The organism is Paractinoplanes ferrugineus (assembly GCF_016862195.1).
GTDB lineage: Bacteria > Actinomycetota > Actinomycetes > Mycobacteriales > Micromonosporaceae > Actinoplanes > Actinoplanes ferrugineus.
On sequence record NZ_BOMM01000040.1, the window covers coordinates 17,070 to 31,675 of the forward strand.

Sequence of the window (14,606 nt, forward strand, 5' to 3'; positions counted from 1 at the left end):
CCAAGATCGGCAGGTCCGCCGTACGGGGTCGGCCGTTCGACTAACTCGGGCACGGCCCGGACGGTCACGGGAGGAGCGGCGGCACTCAGACCTGCAGGGCCGACTCAGACCTGCAGGGCCGACTCAGACCTGCAGGGCCAGCTCGGTCTTGGTGGGCTGCAGGTCGGCCGGCTCCACGCCGTATGCCCGCAAGGCCGACGAGACCCGCTTGGCGACCGCCGCCGCCTGGCCGACCGGGCAGCGCGTGGACAGCTCGAGGAGACGCGAGCCGTCCGGGTAACGCCACCGCTCGGCGGTCAGGCCGTGGTCGAGGCCACGGACCTTGACGTTGAGGCACCGCACGTCGATCGGGCCGAACACGACCAGATCACCGAGCCCGACACCGGCCGGCGCGTACCGGTCGAGGAGTTTGCGCTGCCGCGCCGAGAGCAACTTGGTGAGCGATCGGCCGGCCCGGACGGTGCGAGCCACCTCTTTGCGGCCGAGGCGTACCTTGAGGGCGCCGGAGCAGACCGAGTGGCCCGGCAGGGCGTCGACCTCCATCCGGAACCGGTCGGCGTCACGCAGCCAGCCCGGCACCCGCCCCGGCACCACCGGTCGCAGCTTGACCACGGCGTCGTCGCGCTCGCGAGCCCGATCACGGAACCGGACGATCACGCCGTGCCGGTAGAGGTCGAGGGCGGGGGTGTCGAGGAAGTACACCCGCCGGTTGGGGCCGCGGTCCGGATCGATGCCGAGTCGGCGTCCGCGACGCTCCGTCACGACGACTTTCAGCTCGACCTCCGGGGCCTGCCCGACGAGCGTGCGCAGCCCGTCCGCGCGCCAGAATCCGGTCGAAGCCACAGCACGCGTCCTCTTCGAAGTCGGGGCGAGGTCGCGTGGCCGCATACCCTGGTACACCCTCCGTTAACCTGACAGCTACCCCAAGGTTAGCTTATGACCCCCGTCTCACCGGCCGCCGCGCGTGCGCGCCGGCCCGGCCGCTCGGGCTCAGGGGGCGGCGGACTCCACTGTGCTGACCGCGACGGCAGTACCGGACGGGACGGTGGTGCCCGGCGGGACGGCCTGGCGGGTGACCCGGGACGAGTCCGGGGCGTCCTCGGGGACCAGGAGCGTGACGTTGTTCTGGCTGGCCGCCTCGCGGGCCTCGCCGAGGGTCTGGTTGCGCAGTTCGGGAACGGTCTGCTGGTTCTGGCGCTCGGCGTCCTCGAGGAGTTCACGCACCCGGATGCTGGTCCACAGGTAGTAGAGCAGGAACCCGGCGAGCAGCCCGACGATCAGCAGCGACAGGCCGATGGCGCCGGAGTAGGGCCGGCCGCCCAGCGGATCGTGCAGGGCGTGCGACAGGGACCGCAGGGTGGGCACGACCTTGCCCAGATTGACCAGGCCCAGGCCGATGACGATGGTGGTCAGCCAGTCGGAGACCTTGATCAGGTTGGAGTTGGTCAGATAGAAGGTGCTCGTCGTGGTGGACTCGTCGGCGACCCGGGCGCGGGGCAGGCCGAACACGAAGCCCATCGCGGCGCCGATCGCGGCCGCCGCCACGAACAACGCGAACGCGGTCAGGCCGGCGCCGCCGCTGTGGGTCGTGGCGGTGAGCAGGATCGCGACCACGACGGCGGCGAGGAGCATGGCGATGGCGATCACGAGCACCCCGCGCTGGATCTGGTCGCCGACCCGGCGGTCGCGCCGGGCGGAGAGCGGGGAAGTGATGCGGGCGGAGAACAGCTCACGCAGACCCATGCGCGGCAGGTTACCCACTCGTCGTCGTCGATGGTCGAGCAGGACCGGGGCCGGCCGGTCGGGCGCGTTCCGAGCAGGTGGTCGGTTCGGTGCCGGCCAACCTGGGCATAACGTATGAAAACTCGAATTTCACTACGTAGCCTGACTTTCATGGGTCTGTTTGGTAAACGGACGCTCGACCAGCCCGTGGTGCAGCGCCGCAATCCCCGTGACATCGAGGCACTCGAAGAATTCGTGTCGAACCTCGAGGCCGCCACGGACGAGCCGAGCACCTGGCGGATCTTCGCGTCCACCTACGTCGAGTTCTACGACATGGAGTACGGCGCCGCCTGGCAGGTCGAGAACGGCGTGCCGCGCATCGAGTACGAGCTGGGCCGCATCAGTGGCGCCCTGACCGGCACCGCCGACCGGGCCAGCCTGGTCCAGCAGGCGATCCGCACCCGGGAGGCGGTCTACTCGGACGCGATGGAGGCCGATCCCCGGCTGTCCGCCGCGCACCGGGCCGGCGCCATCGCGGCCATCGCCATGCCGATCGTGCAGCGCGGTGCCGTCACCGCCGTCCTGGAGATGTACGGGCGCAACCAGGACGCCGTCGACACCGCCCTGATCAGCAAGTGGGGCGCCATCATGCGGGTCGCCGAGCAGGCCCGCCAGGCCGCCCTGGCGGCGTTCCGCACCCGGCAGATCGCCGACGACCGGCTCGCCGTCACCAACGTGGTCAGCGCGCTCGGTCACACCAACGACTCGTCGCGGGCCCTGCAGTCCGCCCTCGACGCCGTGCGCACCGCGTTCGGCTGGGCGTACGGCTCCTACTGGGAGATCGACGACGCCGAGAACGTGCTGAAGTTCAAGGTCGAGTCGGGGTCGGCCGGCGACGAGTTCCGCAAGGTGACCCTGGCCGCCACGTTCGCCGAGGGGGTCGGGCTGTCCGGCCGGGCCTGGCGCGCCCGCGACCTCGTCTTCGTACGCAACATCGGCGATCTCACCGACTGCGTCCGCGCCCCCGCCGCCACCCGGGCCGGAGTCCGGTCCGGGGTCTGTTTCCCGATCGTCAGCATGGACCAGATCGTCGGCACGATGGACTTCTTCACCACCGAGTTCATCGACCTCAGCGACTCCCGCGCGGACGCGCTGCGCAACGTGCAGCAGCTGGTCTCGCAACGCCTCGACATCGTGCGCAACGCCGAGATCTCCGCGCACAACGCGCGCGCCCTGCTCGACACCGTGTCCCGGTTGCGCGACGCCACCAGCGACGCGGCCCGGGTCGCCGACGAGGCGGTCAGCCGCGCCTCCGACATGACCGGCGACGTGGCCGCCCTCGGCGACGCCTCCAACTCGATCGGCGACGTCATCAAGGTGATCACCTCGATCGCCGACCAGACCAACCTGCTCGCACTGAACGCCACCATCGAGGCGGCTCGCGCCGGCGAGATCGGCAAGGGTTTCGCGGTCGTCGCCGGCGAGGTCAAGGAGCTGGCCCGGGAGACCGCCGAGGCGACCAAGCGGGTGTCCGAGCAGATCGCCGCCCTGCAGTCCAGCGCCGAATCGGTGGCCGGCGGGATCCGCACCACCAGCGAGACCATCGGGCAGATGGACGCGGTGCAGGTCCGCATCGGCGAGGTCCTGGAGGAACAGGCGATGATGGCGCACGCGTTCGAGCGCTGAGAACGGCTTGCACGGGCCGCGGCTGACCGCCGCGGCCCGGTTGTCGTGGAAGCGAGCGCTTCCTCAGTACCGGAAACGCGAGACCAGCGACTGCAGCTGGTTCGCGGTCACCGCCAGTTCGTCGGCCGCCTGCCGGGTGTCGCCGACCGCGCCCGAGGTGCGGCGGGTCGCGTTCGAGACCGTACCGATCGTCTGCGCGATGTTGCCGGCGCCCGCCGCCGCCTCGTTGAGCGTGCGGTTCATCTCCTGCGTGGTCGCCGTCTGCTCCTCGACCGCGCTCGCGATGGCCAGCTGGATGCCGTTGATCCGCTCGATGATCGCCGAGATCTCGCCGATCGCCGCGACCGCGCCGTCGGTGTCCGCCTGGATGGTCGACACCCGGCGGGAGATGTCCTCGGTGGCCTTGGCCGTCTCCTGCGCCAGATCCTTGACCTCACCGGCGACGACCGCGAAGCCCTTGCCGGACTCGCCGGCGCGGGCCGCCTCGATGGTGGCGTTCAGCGCGAGCAGGTTCGTCTGCTCGGCGATCGCGGTGATCGTCTTGACCACGGTCGCGATCTCCGCCGACGACGCGCCGAGCCGGCCGACGATCATGTTGGTCTGGGCGGCCACCTCGACGGCCTGCACCGCCACCTCGGACGCCTCGCTCGTCGAGACGCTGATGTCCCGGATCGCCGAGCCCATCTCCTCCGAGCCGGCCGACACCACCTGCAGGTTGTTGGAGACCTGGTCGGCCGCCGCGGCCACCGACCCGGCCTGCGCCGACGCCTCCGACGCGGCCGCGTCTACCTCACCCGACACCGCGGTCAGGTGGGCGGCGGCCGAGTTCAGGGTGCCGGCGTTGCCGGCCAGCTGCACCAGGTCCTCGCGCAGGCGCGAGATCCCCCGGTCCAGGGCGGCGGCCATCCGGCCGACCTCGTCCTCGCTGGTCACTCCGGAGGTACGGGTGAGGTCGCCCTCGGCCAGGCCCTGCGCGAGGTGGGAGACACCCTGCACGTCGCCGCGCACCCGGCCGGCCACCCGGAACCCGATGAGCAGACTGCTCAGCACGCCGGCCGCGAGCAGCCCGCCGACCAGCCAGGTGGCCACGGTGGTGTCCTTCTGCGCCTTCGCGATGCTCGCCTCGGACAGCGCCTCGGCCCGCTCCTGCAGCACGGACTCGTCGGCGCCCAGCGCCGAGTAGAGGGTGTTGTACTCCTGCACCAGCGCCGCGAAGTCGGCCGCCTTGGTGCCGCTCCGGTCGGTGGTGCTGAACTTGAGGTACGCCGCCCAGTCGGTCTTCGCCTTGGCCACCGCGGCCGCGCCGGCCGGGTCGTCGGCGAGGCTCGACTCCAGGCCGGCGAGCGCGTCGCCGATGGCCTTCTCGTTGGCGGCCAGACCCTTCTTCACGTCCGCGGTCAGACTCGGATAGAGCTTCAACGCCGACTGGTTGCTCGAGTACGACTCGATATTCTTCGCGAACGAGCCGGCCGCGGCCTCGAGCGCGATGGTGCGGCGCTGCGCGCCGGCGGCGTCATTGTTCTGCCCGTTGAGTGTCACGATGGCGACGCCACCGACAATCACTCCGCCGGCCGTCGCCGTGAGAACGGCCGCGCCGATCTTGGTACGCAACGAGCGGTTGTCGAAACCACTGAGCAGTCCCATGCCTCGCCTCTCCCGAACACGCCTCGCATGAAGATGATCGGCACGAACGTCCCGCGCGTTGAGGATCAAGCCGAAATTCCTGATTCGACACTGTTCGACCCGCTCACTCCCTCTAGGCCGTCCTAGGAGGCTAGGGTCTTTCTGCGCGGGCACTCACCGCGAATCGCCTGCCGCCGGGCGGCCGGCCCGGTACGGTCGCGAACATGGCCGCGGTTACCGAGACCGTCGCCCACCGCCTGCCGGGCATCGGCAGCCGGCCGGCGAACCACACCGACGGCACCGTCCCCCGCCAGTTGAGCGAGGACGAGCTGCGCCACCTGCTGCGCGACGGCAGCCCCACCGACGTGGCCGACGTGCTGCGGACGCTGCCCGAGGCCACCCGCCGGGCCCTGGCGGGTGCGGTCCGCAACGCCACCGCCCCCGAGCCCGCCCTGCTGGTCGCCGGGGCCACCTGCCTCCCCGGGGCCGACGCCGTCGTGTCGTGGCTGCGCTCGCGCCGCTTCCACGACGTACCCACGGCCGAGACCCTGACCGCCCTGGTCGCCGCCCTGACCGCGCCCGGCCGGCCACGCCTGACCTCGATCGCGGCGGTGCTGGCCGACCGCCTGCGCCCCCGCCCGTCCTGGCCCGGCGAATGGTCGGTGGCCGACGCCGTCTTCCGGGCCGCCGGCACCCCGCCACCCACGACGGACGCCGTGCTGCGCGCCTGGATCCGCGGTCACGCCGGAGATCCGGCGACGCTCGCCGAGCGGCTGGCCGCCGACCCGTGGCTGGACCACCTGCTCCCCCGCCTGTTCCACGCCACGGGCCTGGACCGGCACTGGCCGCCCGCCCTGGTCGAGCTGACCGGGACCGGCCGGGTGGACCGCAGCCACCTGCTCCGCCTCGCCCTGCACCGGCTGCGCGCCGGCGGCACGGCCACCGCCCTGCGCCCGGCCACCACCACCCACGACCTGCTGGCACCGACCCCGGACGAGCTCGCCCGGCACCGCAAGGACTATCTGGCCCTGTCGGTGGGCCCGCAGGCGCCGTTGGCTCGCCGCGCCCTCCAGACCTTGGCCGCCCCGCCGCCGGCCGCGCCGCCGGAGGGGCGAGGGCGGGCGGAACAGCGGCTTCCGGAAGCACCCGCGCCCGCGGCGCCCGGACCCCCGGCGGCGTCCGGACCCCCAGCGGCGGTGGTGCCAGTGGCGGCGGCGGTGCCAGTGGCGGCGGCGGACCCGATGCCGCTCGGGCGACCGGCTGCGGCGGCCGAGCCGACGCGCACCGGGCCGCGGACGACGGCACCTCGGTTCCCGGCCGCACCGGTACGGATGGCGGCCGACCCGATGCCGCCGCCGTTCGAGTCGGTGACGGAGCTTGTGGCGGAGCTCGCCGTTCGGGTCACCCGACCGCTGGAGCCGGTCAGCCTCGAGCGCATCCTGGCCGGGATCGTCGCCTTCGCCCAGTCCGAGCGGGACGAACTGGTTGCCGCCATCAGTCCGCTCGCGGACACCGCGACGGCCCCGTTCGACGTACTGCTGTGGACCCTGCTCCGGCCCGGCCGGGTGCCCGATCCGTCCCCGGCCGATCCGCTGTCCGCCATGGTGGTGGCGCGGCTGCGCGAGCTCGCCCAGCAGCTCGCCACCGGCACCCCGCCGGCCCTGCTGGCCACCCCGCTCACCACGGACGGCGTGGTCAGCCCCGTACGGCTGCTGTTCCGGCTGCTCGCCGCCGAGCGGGACGGGTGGCAGCCCGGACCGTACGACCTGGCGCAGGCCCTGCTGCGGTTGCCGCCCGCGGTGGACCCCAGCGTGGTCACCGCCGCCGACCGCCTGGTGTCCTCGGCCGGCCGCCAGTTCGCGGCCTGGCTGCGCGCCGGTGGACTCCCGCCCGTCACGGCCACTGTGCTTCCCGGGCCGCAGCGGCAGGCGACCTTCGTGGCCCCGCAGGCCCCGACGCTGCCGCAGGACGCCCGGCCCGAGCCGACCCCGGACGGCATCGCGCCCCTGCTGCACGATCCGGCACCGCTCGCCACGGTGGACAGCATCGTCCGCGACCTGCTCACCCCGCCGGCAACCGGGCCGGGCGAGTCGGCGCGCCCGGCGGTGCGCTGCTGGCCGCTGGTCTTTCCGCACCATCGGGAGGTGACCGCGGCCCACCTCGTCCCGATCCTGGCGACGGCCGTCGACGAGCCCGGCCTGGCCGACACGATCGGCGGGCTGGCCCGGTCGTCGGGCCCGTTCGGAGCCGCGATGGCGCTCACCCTGGCCCACGGCCTCGTCTCCGCCGCCGGCGCCCACGGCCTCGGCTCCCCTGGCGGCGCTCACCGCCTCGACTCTCCCAGCGGGGCCCACGGCCTCGGCTCCCCGGGCGGCGTTCACCGCCTCGGCTCTGCCGGCGGGGCCTACGGCGTCGTCGCGGCGGGCGACGAGGTGCGGCGGAGTTCCGTCGGCACGGTGCTGCACCTGGCCGGCCACGGCGGGTTGGACGCCGGTCTGCTGGGCCGGGAACTGCGGGCGCTGCTGATCGGTGACGACACCCTTGTCGAGACGGCCGCCGGCAGCCTCGAGAGCATCGGGGCGGGTGGGGCCTGGCACGTCGTCTGGGCGATCGCTCATGCCGTGGTGCCGGCCCTGCTCCGGCAGCACCCGGTGCCGGCCGGCACCCCCGCCCTGCTGGCCGTGGCCACCGACGCGGCCACCGCCACCGGCGCCCGAGCCGACCTGTCTGAGGTGACCACGGCCGCGGCCGGGCCGAGCGGAGCAGAGCTGGCGGCCCAGGCCGCCCGCCTGGCCGAAGTCATCCGCTGACCCGCTCCGGCCGAAACGGCCGAAGCGCTCCGCCCGACCACAGCGCGGCGGAGGGGGCGGCCGATGAGCCACCTGGCCAAGGGATCGGGCGGGTGACACGGCACGGGTCAGCGGGCGCGGCGATCAAGGCGGCAAGCTGGGCGGGACGTCAGCTGGGCGGGACGTCAGCTGGGCGGGGACGGTGCCGCGGTGGCGGTGAACGAGCCCAGCGAACCGGTCATCCGGTCGGCGCTCACGGTCAGCAGGGGACGCTTCAGCATGCCCAGCGCCGTCATCTTCGCGGCCATCGGGTGCTCGCCCAGCCGTACGTCATAGGCGCCCCGGCCCACCCGGATGCCGGACAGGTTCATCGGGAGGCGGCCGCGCAGCAGGCGGCCGGCCTGCGCGCCGTGCCGCAGGAAGGACCAGGCCGGAAGCTTGAGGCGGGTGCCGAAGGGCAGGCGGAGCCGGCCGTCCCCGATCGAGGCGTGCATGACCTCGGTTTCACCGTCACGCACGGTGATTCGCGCGGGCGGGCCGAAGGTGAGGTCGGCGGCCATGAGCCATTTCGGCAGGGCCCAGAAGTCCTGGCCGGCCTCGCGGGTGAAGGCGCCGGTGACCGGCAGGTCGACCAGGTGCAGGCCGGGCGAGCGCGGGCCGGCCGAGCGGCGCGGACCGCGGACCAGGAGCCCGACGCCGACCTCGTCGTAGGTCTTGAGCACCCATTCGTCGTAGTGGATGAACATCAGCACGGTGACGGCTCGGCCGAAGATCGTCAGCGGCTCGAGCGGGGAGCCGGCGAGCACCCGGCGGGCCTCGGCGGCGGGTGTCGTGAAGACCGCGGCGGCCATCCGTGCACTGGTGATCGTCACCGGGAGAGTGACCGTCTCCCCCTGGATCGACCAGGTAGTCGCATCGATGCGTTCCGCCATGCGCAGACCTTACCGGGCGTTCCGGGCCGGTAACACCCGTCAGATGGAGCCGGGTGGCCCCTGGCGGCGATCCGGGCCGGCATCGAAGCTGACGAGTGGGCGGGCATCACGATCATCGGCGGGTCGGGTACGCGAGATCACCGCCGGCAAGGTCGTGATCGTTCCCGGTTACCGCCTCGCCGACGCGCAGGCACAACCCGGGTGCGTGGCGCCGGCCGAGGCGCTCACCGAGCGGGTGTCGAGGTCTCCCACGCCATCCACCCGGTCGCCGGGCGGATGCCGGGACACATGAACGTGCTGCTGGCCGAGGCCGACGCCCGCTGTCCGCAGCCGGTCCGACGGCCCTGCCGAGTGGGCTGCACCCGTACGCGAACGGATGCGAACTCATCGATTTCAGTCGCTTGACACCTAGTGATCGACTTGGAACGCTCGGTTCCGGGAACGTACACGGGGCTGGAATCGTGGGAGCCGAAGCCTTGCAGAGTCCGCGCATCAGCCGATTGCTGTCCACCCTGTCCGATCGGGATCTCGACGACTTCTGGGTGTCGACACCGACCCCGCTGATCGAGCCGCTCGGCGACGAACAGATGCTGGTGACGTTTCTGTGGCGGGGATCGGCGACCTCGACCCGGGCGTGGTGGGGTGTCGACGTGCCGCTCGGCCAGGTGCCCGGCACCGATCTGTGGCACGGCTCCTCGGCGATGCCGACGAACCTGCGCACCGTCTACTGCCTGGCCCACGACGACACCGAGAGCTCCCCCGCGGACGAGACCGGGACCGGCCCGTCGCACATCGATCTGGGCAACCCGCACCGCATCCACTTCCCGGCCGACCCCGCCGACCCGGCCGACAGCGACTCCTGGCTGTCGGTGCTCGAACTGCCGGCGGCCCCGCCCGAGCCGTGGACCGCCCGGCGGCCCGGCGTGCCGGCCGGTGAGCTGACCGATGTGGTGCTGCCCAGTGCCGCCCTCGGCGGCGACCGCCCGGTCACCGTCTACCGCCCGGCCGGCACGCCCACCGACGGGCTGCCGATCCTGGTCGTCTTCGACGGTTACGCCGCCCAGCACGTGCTGCGCGTCCCGACGATCCTCGACAACCTGATCGCGGCCGGCCGCGTACCGCCGATGGTGGCCCTGTTCGTCAGCAGTTTCACCGGCCGGCGCGAGCGCGAACTGGAGCCCACCCCGCCGATCCACGGTTTCGTCGAGCACGAACTGGTGCCCTGGGCGCGTACCCGATTGGGCGCCGGCACCGCCGCCACGCGCAACATCATCGCCGGGGTGTCCCGCGGCGGCCTCGCCGCCGCCTACGTCGGACTGTGCGCGCACGAGATGTTCGGGGCGGTGCTCGCCCAGTCGGGCAGCTTCTGGTGGCCGCAGCCGGCCGACGGCGAACCGGGCTGGCTGATCCGGCAGATCACCCGGAGCCCGATCGTCGACCTGCGCTTCTACCTCGACGTCGGGGTGCAGGAGACGTTACCCGGGCCGGGCGGCGCGCCGAACCAGTTGAGCGTCGTCCGGCAGATGCGGGACACCCTGACCCGGCACGGATATCCGGTGCACTACACCGAGTTCATCGGCGCCCACGACTACGTGAACTGGCGCCGCACGTTCGCCGAGGGCATGCTGGCGCTCCACCGGTAGAGTGCCGCTCGATGATCGAGACCGTGGAGTTGACGAAGGTCTACGGCAAGGCGCGCGCCGTCGACGGCCTGTCCTTCACCGCCCGGCCCGGGCGGGTGACCGGGTTCCTCGGGCTCAACGGCTCGGGCAAGACCACGACGCTGCGCATGCTGCTCGGCCTGACCCGGCCGACGAGCGGCGCGGCGCTGCTCGGCGGCCGCCCGTTCGCCGAGCTCAAGGCCCCGCTGCGGCACGTCGGCGCGGTCCTCGAACAGGGCATCGTGCACCCCGGGCAGAGCGGGCGCGCCCACCTGCGCACCCAGGCGATGCTGGCCGGCGTCGGCCGCGACCGGGTCGACGAGCTGCTCGACCAGGTCGGTCTCGCCGACGCCGCCCGGGTGCGCGCGGGTGACTACTCGCTCGGCATGCGCCAACGGCTCGCGGTGGCGACCGCCCTGCTCGGCTCGCCCGAGGTGCTGGTGCTCGACGAACCGGCGAACGGTCTCGACCCGGAGGGCATCGCCTGGCTGCGATCGCTGCTGCGGGCGCACGCCGACGCCGGCGGCACGGTGCTGATCTCCAGTCATCTGCTCGCCGAGCTGGCCCAGCTCATCGACGACGCGGTGATCATCGCGAAGGGCCGGTTGCGCTACTCCGGGCCCCTCACCGAACTGTACGGCTCGGCGACCGGCCGCCTGCGGGTCCGCGGCCGCGACCCGGTGACGCTGTGGCGCGCCTTCGAGGAGGCCGGTGCCGAGGTCGCCCCCGACGACCAGGTGCTCGAGGTCGACGGGCTCAGCGCCGAGGACGCCGGGGAGATCGCGTTCGCCGCCGGGGTACCGATCTACGAGCTGTCGACCGACCTGCCCAACCTGGAACGGATCTTCCTCGAACTGGCGGCTGCCTGATGCTCACCATGATCCGCAGCGAGCTCTACCGGATGGCGACGATCCGCTCCAGCTGGCTGACGCTGTCCCTGGCCGGTTTCGTGGCGGCCGCGTTCGGCGTCCTCGAGCCGTACTTCTGGGCCCTGTTCGTCGGGCTCGGCGCGTTCGGCATCGCGGCCCTGACCGTCGCCCAGAGCCACCAGCACCGGACCGTCGCGCTGCTCTACCTCTCCCGTCCGCGCCGGCTGACCGTGCTGTTCGCGCAGGTCCTGACGACCGTCCTGGTCGCCGAGGCGTTCGCGATGCTCTCCGGGATCACGACAGTGCTCAAGAGCGCCGGCGACATCTACTTGCACACGCTCTATCTGGTGCCGGTGATGGCGGTGTTCGGGGCGGCCGTGGCGTCGCTGGTGCGCCGGGCGTCGTGGCTGCTGTTCGGCTTCGCGGTGTGGGTCGTGGTCGTCGAGGGGCTGATCGGCAAGCTGACCTGGAACCTGCCGATCTCGGCCTACCTGGACTCGGCAGGCGGCAGCCCCGACACGTTCAGCCTGGAGGTCTTCGTCCTGTGGACGGTGGCGGCGCTGGGGGCCGCGGTGATCCTGCTGCCCCGGGACCTGACCGGCGACTGACCGCCCGATCGGCGACGCTTATGCCGAGCCGACGGAGGATGCGATCGAATGGGCCGGTGAACCGTGCCACCCGTACCCTCCTTGCGTTGATCTTACTCGGCCTCGCCGCGCTCGGGTTCCTCCTCGGCCCGGCCCGCCGGATGCTGCTGATGGCCGCGCCGCGGTGCCTGGCCGGGCAGTGGCACGGCTGCTACGACACCGAGAACGGCGTGGTGCTGATGACGCTGGCCGGGCTGCCGGTGGCCGCCCTGGCCGGCTGGGCGCTGGCCCGGGTCCGCCGTCCCGCACCCTGGCGGACGTCGCTGGCCGAGGTGGGGTTGGTCTACGGGACCGTGCCCTGGATCTGGCTGACCCTGATGCCCGGACCGGGTGCCGGTGTCGTGGCCGGCCGGGTGAGTCTCGTACCGTTGCGGGACCTGGTGACGATGGCGCCGCTGGGGATCGGCGGCAATCTGCTCGTCCTGGCGGCACTCGGCTTCTTCGCCCCGATGCGGTTCGCGGCGCTGACCGCCCTCCCCCGGGTCCTGGCACTCGGCGCGGGTTGCTCCGTCCTGATCGAGACCGCCCAGTACGTCTTCCGGCTCGACCGGGTCTCCTCCGTCGACGACGTGCTGATCAACGCGATCGGTGCGATGCTTGCCGCGTTGCTGTCCCGGCCCTGGTGGCGTGTTTCCGCTGACGAGCGGCAACCGATCCGGGCCGGGGCGTCGTAGGCTCCGACCGGGAGGGGTCTTGGACATCCGGCAGAACTGGCAACCGGCCCGGCCGGCCGTGCGGCGCCGCGCCGACCACACGGCCATCATCGGCTGCGACCTGTTCGTCGGCGGCGAGTCGGTCGAGAGCCCCGGCCCGGCCGCCGATCTGGGCCGGCTCCACGACCAGGCCCGCGCGCAGGCGGGTGCGTTCGTCTGGCTCGGCCTGCACGAGCCGACCGAGGCCGCGCTCACCCGGGTCGCCGACGTGTTCGGCCTGCACCCGCTCGCCGTCGAGGACATCCTGCACCGCGAGCAGCGGGTCAAGGTCGAACGGTACGACGACGTGATCTTCCTGGTCGTCCGGGCCGCCCAGTACGTCGAGCACGAGCGGGTGACCGCCACCAGCGAGATCGTCAGCACCGGTTTCGTCGGCATCTTCGTCGGCCCGAACTTCGTCATCACCGTCCGGCAGGGCGTCGTGATGGAGCTCAGCTCGCTGCGGGCCGAGCTCAGCTCCGCCCCCGAGATGCTGACCCAGGGTCCGTGGTCGGTGGTGCACGCGATCCTCGACCGCCTGGTGGACGCCTACGTGGACATCGCCGCCGAGATGCAGACCGACGTCGACCTGACCGAGGCGGCCATGTTCGCGGCCGGCACCCCGGTCACCGTCGAGCAGATCTATCAGCTCAAACGGCAGCTGATGAAGTTCAAGGCGGCGGTGCTCCCGCTGCAGCGCCCGCTGGCCGCCATGGTCAGCAAGCAGTTCGGCGACCTGCCCGGCGGGATCCGCCGCTATTTCAGCGACGTGATCGACCACCACGCCGCCGCGGTCGACCAGGTGCTGGCCCTGGACGACGTGCTCAACGCACTGCTGCAGGCGCGACTGGCCCAGCTGAACGTCGAACAGAACAACGACATGCGCAAGATAGCCTCGTGGGCCGCGATCGCCGCCCTGCCCACCGCGATCGCCGGCGTCTACGGCATGAACTTCACCCACATGCCGGAGCTGACTTCACGGTACGGCTATCCGGCCGTGCTCCTGGTGATGCTGGGTGGCGCCACCGGCGTGCACCGGCTCCTGCGCCGGGCCGGCTGGCTCTGACCGCGCCGGCTCGGGTGGCTCGGGTGAGGACTGTCGGCTGACCGCTCGGTGAGCGGTCAGCCGGCACGCCGCTCAGACGGTCGCGTCCAGCTGGCCCCGGAGCTTGGCGAGGGCCTTGGTCAGCAGCCGGGAGACGTGCATCTGGGAGATGCCGATCTCGTCGGCGATCTGCGACTGGGTCAGGTTGCCGTAGAAGCGCAGCGTGATGATCTTCTGCTCGCGCTCGTCCAGGGTGGCCAGCGCGGGGGCCAGCGAGAGGCGGGTGTCGGCGTGCTCGTACTCGCGGTCGTCACCACCGAGGGTCTCGCCCAGCTCGGTGCTGCCCTCGGCCCCGACCGGGGTGGACAGGCTCGTGGTGTTGTAGGCGCGGGCGCCTTCCAGGCCCTCGAGCACCTCCTCCTCGGAGATGTCGAGGTGGGTGGCGATGTCCGCGACCGTCGGGGAGCGGCCCAGCGTGTGGGTGAGTGTGGTGTTGGCGCTGGTGATCGACAGGCGGAGCTCCTGCAAGCGGCGCGGCACCCGGATCGACCAGGTGCGGTCGCGGAAGTGGCGCTTGATCTCGCCGACGATCGTCGGGATGGCGAAACCGGCGAACTCGACGCCACGGTCGGCCTCGAACCGGTCCACCGCCTTGATCAGGCCGATCACCGCCACCTGGTAGAGGTCGTCGGTCGGCTCGCCGCGCCCGGCGTACCGGTTCGCCAGGTGCTTGGCGAGCGGCGTCCAGGCCTCGATCGTGCGGTCACGCACAGCGGGTCGCGACGGGTGCCCGGCCGGAAGCGCGGCCAGCGCGGCGATCAGTTCGCTCGCACGGTCTGTCGTCGCCGACTCGCCGCCGGCAACGGCGGTGTCGGAGGACGTAACGACAACCGTCATGGAGATCTCCTCTAGTTGGTGGGACCCCCTCATTCCCGCTCCA

The 14,606-nt window shown here is 72.4% G+C and carries 13 protein-coding genes; 8 read left to right on the top strand and 5 right to left on the bottom strand.

Going from position 1 to position 14,606, the window contains the following annotated elements:
- Positions 1–123: 123 nt before the first annotated feature.
- Both Afe05nite_RS22235 and Afe05nite_RS22240 read right to left on the bottom strand, forming a co-directional pair.
- Positions 124–843, bottom strand: a complete 720-nt coding sequence (locus Afe05nite_RS22235) for a hypothetical protein (RefSeq protein ID WP_203819102.1) — start codon at positions 841–843, stop codon at positions 124–126.
- A gap of 147 nt (positions 844–990) precedes the next feature.
- The gene (locus Afe05nite_RS22240) at positions 991–1,743 is read right to left on the bottom strand and encodes a PASTA domain-containing protein (protein ID WP_203819103.1); all 753 of its coding nucleotides are present in this window, start codon (positions 1,741–1,743) and stop codon (positions 991–993) included.
- 150 nt (positions 1,744–1,893) lie between these two features.
- On the opposite strand from Afe05nite_RS22240, the gene Afe05nite_RS22245 reads away from it, so the two are divergent.
- Positions 1,894–3,408: a methyl-accepting chemotaxis protein gene (locus tag Afe05nite_RS22245; protein ID WP_203819104.1), complete on the top strand. Its 1,515-nt coding sequence runs from the start codon at positions 1,894–1,896 to the stop codon at positions 3,406–3,408.
- Between the two features lie 63 nt (positions 3,409–3,471).
- On the opposite strand, the gene Afe05nite_RS22250 is transcribed toward Afe05nite_RS22245, so the two are convergent.
- The gene (locus Afe05nite_RS22250) at positions 3,472–5,052 is read right to left on the bottom strand and encodes a methyl-accepting chemotaxis protein (RefSeq protein ID WP_203819105.1); all 1,581 of its coding nucleotides are present in this window, start codon (positions 5,050–5,052) and stop codon (positions 3,472–3,474) included.
- A gap of 203 nt (positions 5,053–5,255) precedes the next feature.
- Here Afe05nite_RS22250 and Afe05nite_RS22255 point away from each other — a divergent pair, with 203 nt between their 5' ends.
- On the top strand, positions 5,256–7,841 hold the full coding sequence (locus Afe05nite_RS22255) for a hypothetical protein (protein WP_203819106.1): 2,586 nt from the start codon (positions 5,256–5,258) through the stop codon (positions 7,839–7,841).
- A 164-nt stretch (positions 7,842–8,005) separates the two neighbouring features.
- Here Afe05nite_RS22255 and Afe05nite_RS22260 read toward each other — a convergent pair whose 3' ends face one another.
- A complete protein-coding gene (locus tag Afe05nite_RS22260) occupies positions 8,006–8,752 on the bottom strand; it encodes an acetoacetate decarboxylase family protein (protein ID WP_203819107.1) in 747 nt (248 codons plus the stop codon).
- Between the two features lie 201 nt (positions 8,753–8,953).
- On the opposite strand from Afe05nite_RS22260, the gene Afe05nite_RS45125 reads away from it, so the two are divergent.
- The 6 genes from Afe05nite_RS45125 (at position 8,954) to Afe05nite_RS22290 (ending at position 13,687) form a co-directional block, all read left to right on the top strand.
- Positions 8,954–9,157, top strand: a complete 204-nt coding sequence (locus tag Afe05nite_RS45125; RefSeq protein ID WP_239118079.1) for an NAD(P)(+) transhydrogenase (Re/Si-specific) subunit beta — start codon at positions 8,954–8,956, stop codon at positions 9,155–9,157.
- 56 nt (positions 9,158–9,213) lie between these two features.
- Complete coding sequence (locus Afe05nite_RS22270; RefSeq protein WP_239118080.1) at positions 9,214–10,395, top strand: alpha/beta hydrolase-fold protein; 1,182 nt, start codon at positions 9,214–9,216, stop codon at positions 10,393–10,395.
- Between the two features lie 11 nt (positions 10,396–10,406).
- Positions 10,407–11,282: an ATP-binding cassette domain-containing protein gene (locus tag Afe05nite_RS22275; protein ID WP_203819108.1), complete on the top strand. Its 876-nt coding sequence runs from the start codon at positions 10,407–10,409 to the stop codon at positions 11,280–11,282.
- The gene (locus tag Afe05nite_RS22280; protein ID WP_203819109.1) at positions 11,282–11,890 is read left to right on the top strand and encodes a hypothetical protein; all 609 of its coding nucleotides are present in this window, start codon (positions 11,282–11,284) and stop codon (positions 11,888–11,890) included. The genes Afe05nite_RS22275 and Afe05nite_RS22280 overlap by 1 nt, the downstream gene beginning before the upstream one ends.
- A gap of 86 nt (positions 11,891–11,976) precedes the next feature.
- A complete protein-coding gene (locus tag Afe05nite_RS22285) occupies positions 11,977–12,603 on the top strand; it encodes a VanZ family protein (RefSeq protein WP_239118082.1) in 627 nt (208 codons plus the stop codon).
- 19 nt (positions 12,604–12,622) lie between these two features.
- Entirely contained in the window at positions 12,623–13,687 is a 1,065-nt protein-coding gene (locus Afe05nite_RS22290; protein WP_203819111.1) for a magnesium and cobalt transport protein CorA, read from the top strand.
- 72 nt (positions 13,688–13,759) lie between these two features.
- Here the strand turns inward: Afe05nite_RS22290 and Afe05nite_RS22295 are convergent, their stop codons facing one another.
- Positions 13,760–14,563, bottom strand: a complete 804-nt coding sequence (locus Afe05nite_RS22295) for a SigB/SigF/SigG family RNA polymerase sigma factor (RefSeq protein WP_203819112.1) — start codon at positions 14,561–14,563, stop codon at positions 13,760–13,762.
- Positions 14,564–14,606: the final 43 nt, after the last annotated feature.

Bases quoted from the DNA above. Each gene is read 5' to 3' on its own strand.
- Afe05nite_RS22255 (WP_203819106.1), top strand. From the start codon at position 5,256: ATGGCCGCGGTTACCGAGACCGTCGCCCACCGCCTGCCGGGCATCGGC.
- Afe05nite_RS22275 (WP_203819108.1), top strand. From the start codon at position 10,407: ATGATCGAGACCGTGGAGTTGACGAAGGTCTACGGCAAGGCGCGCGCC.
- Afe05nite_RS22260 (WP_203819107.1), bottom strand. From the start codon at position 8,752: ATGGCGGAACGCATCGATGCGACTACCTGGTCGATCCAGGGGGAGACG.
- Afe05nite_RS22250 (WP_203819105.1), bottom strand. From the start codon at position 5,052: ATGGGACTGCTCAGTGGTTTCGACAACCGCTCGTTGCGTACCAAGATC.
- Afe05nite_RS22240 (WP_203819103.1), bottom strand. From the start codon at position 1,743: ATGGGTCTGCGTGAGCTGTTCTCCGCCCGCATCACTTCCCCGCTCTCC.
- Afe05nite_RS22280 (WP_203819109.1), top strand. From the start codon at position 11,282: ATGCTCACCATGATCCGCAGCGAGCTCTACCGGATGGCGACGATCCGC.
- Afe05nite_RS22245 (WP_203819104.1), top strand. From the start codon at position 1,894: ATGGGTCTGTTTGGTAAACGGACGCTCGACCAGCCCGTGGTGCAGCGC.
- Afe05nite_RS22295 (WP_203819112.1), bottom strand. From the start codon at position 14,563: ATGACGGTTGTCGTTACGTCCTCCGACACCGCCGTTGCCGGCGGCGAG.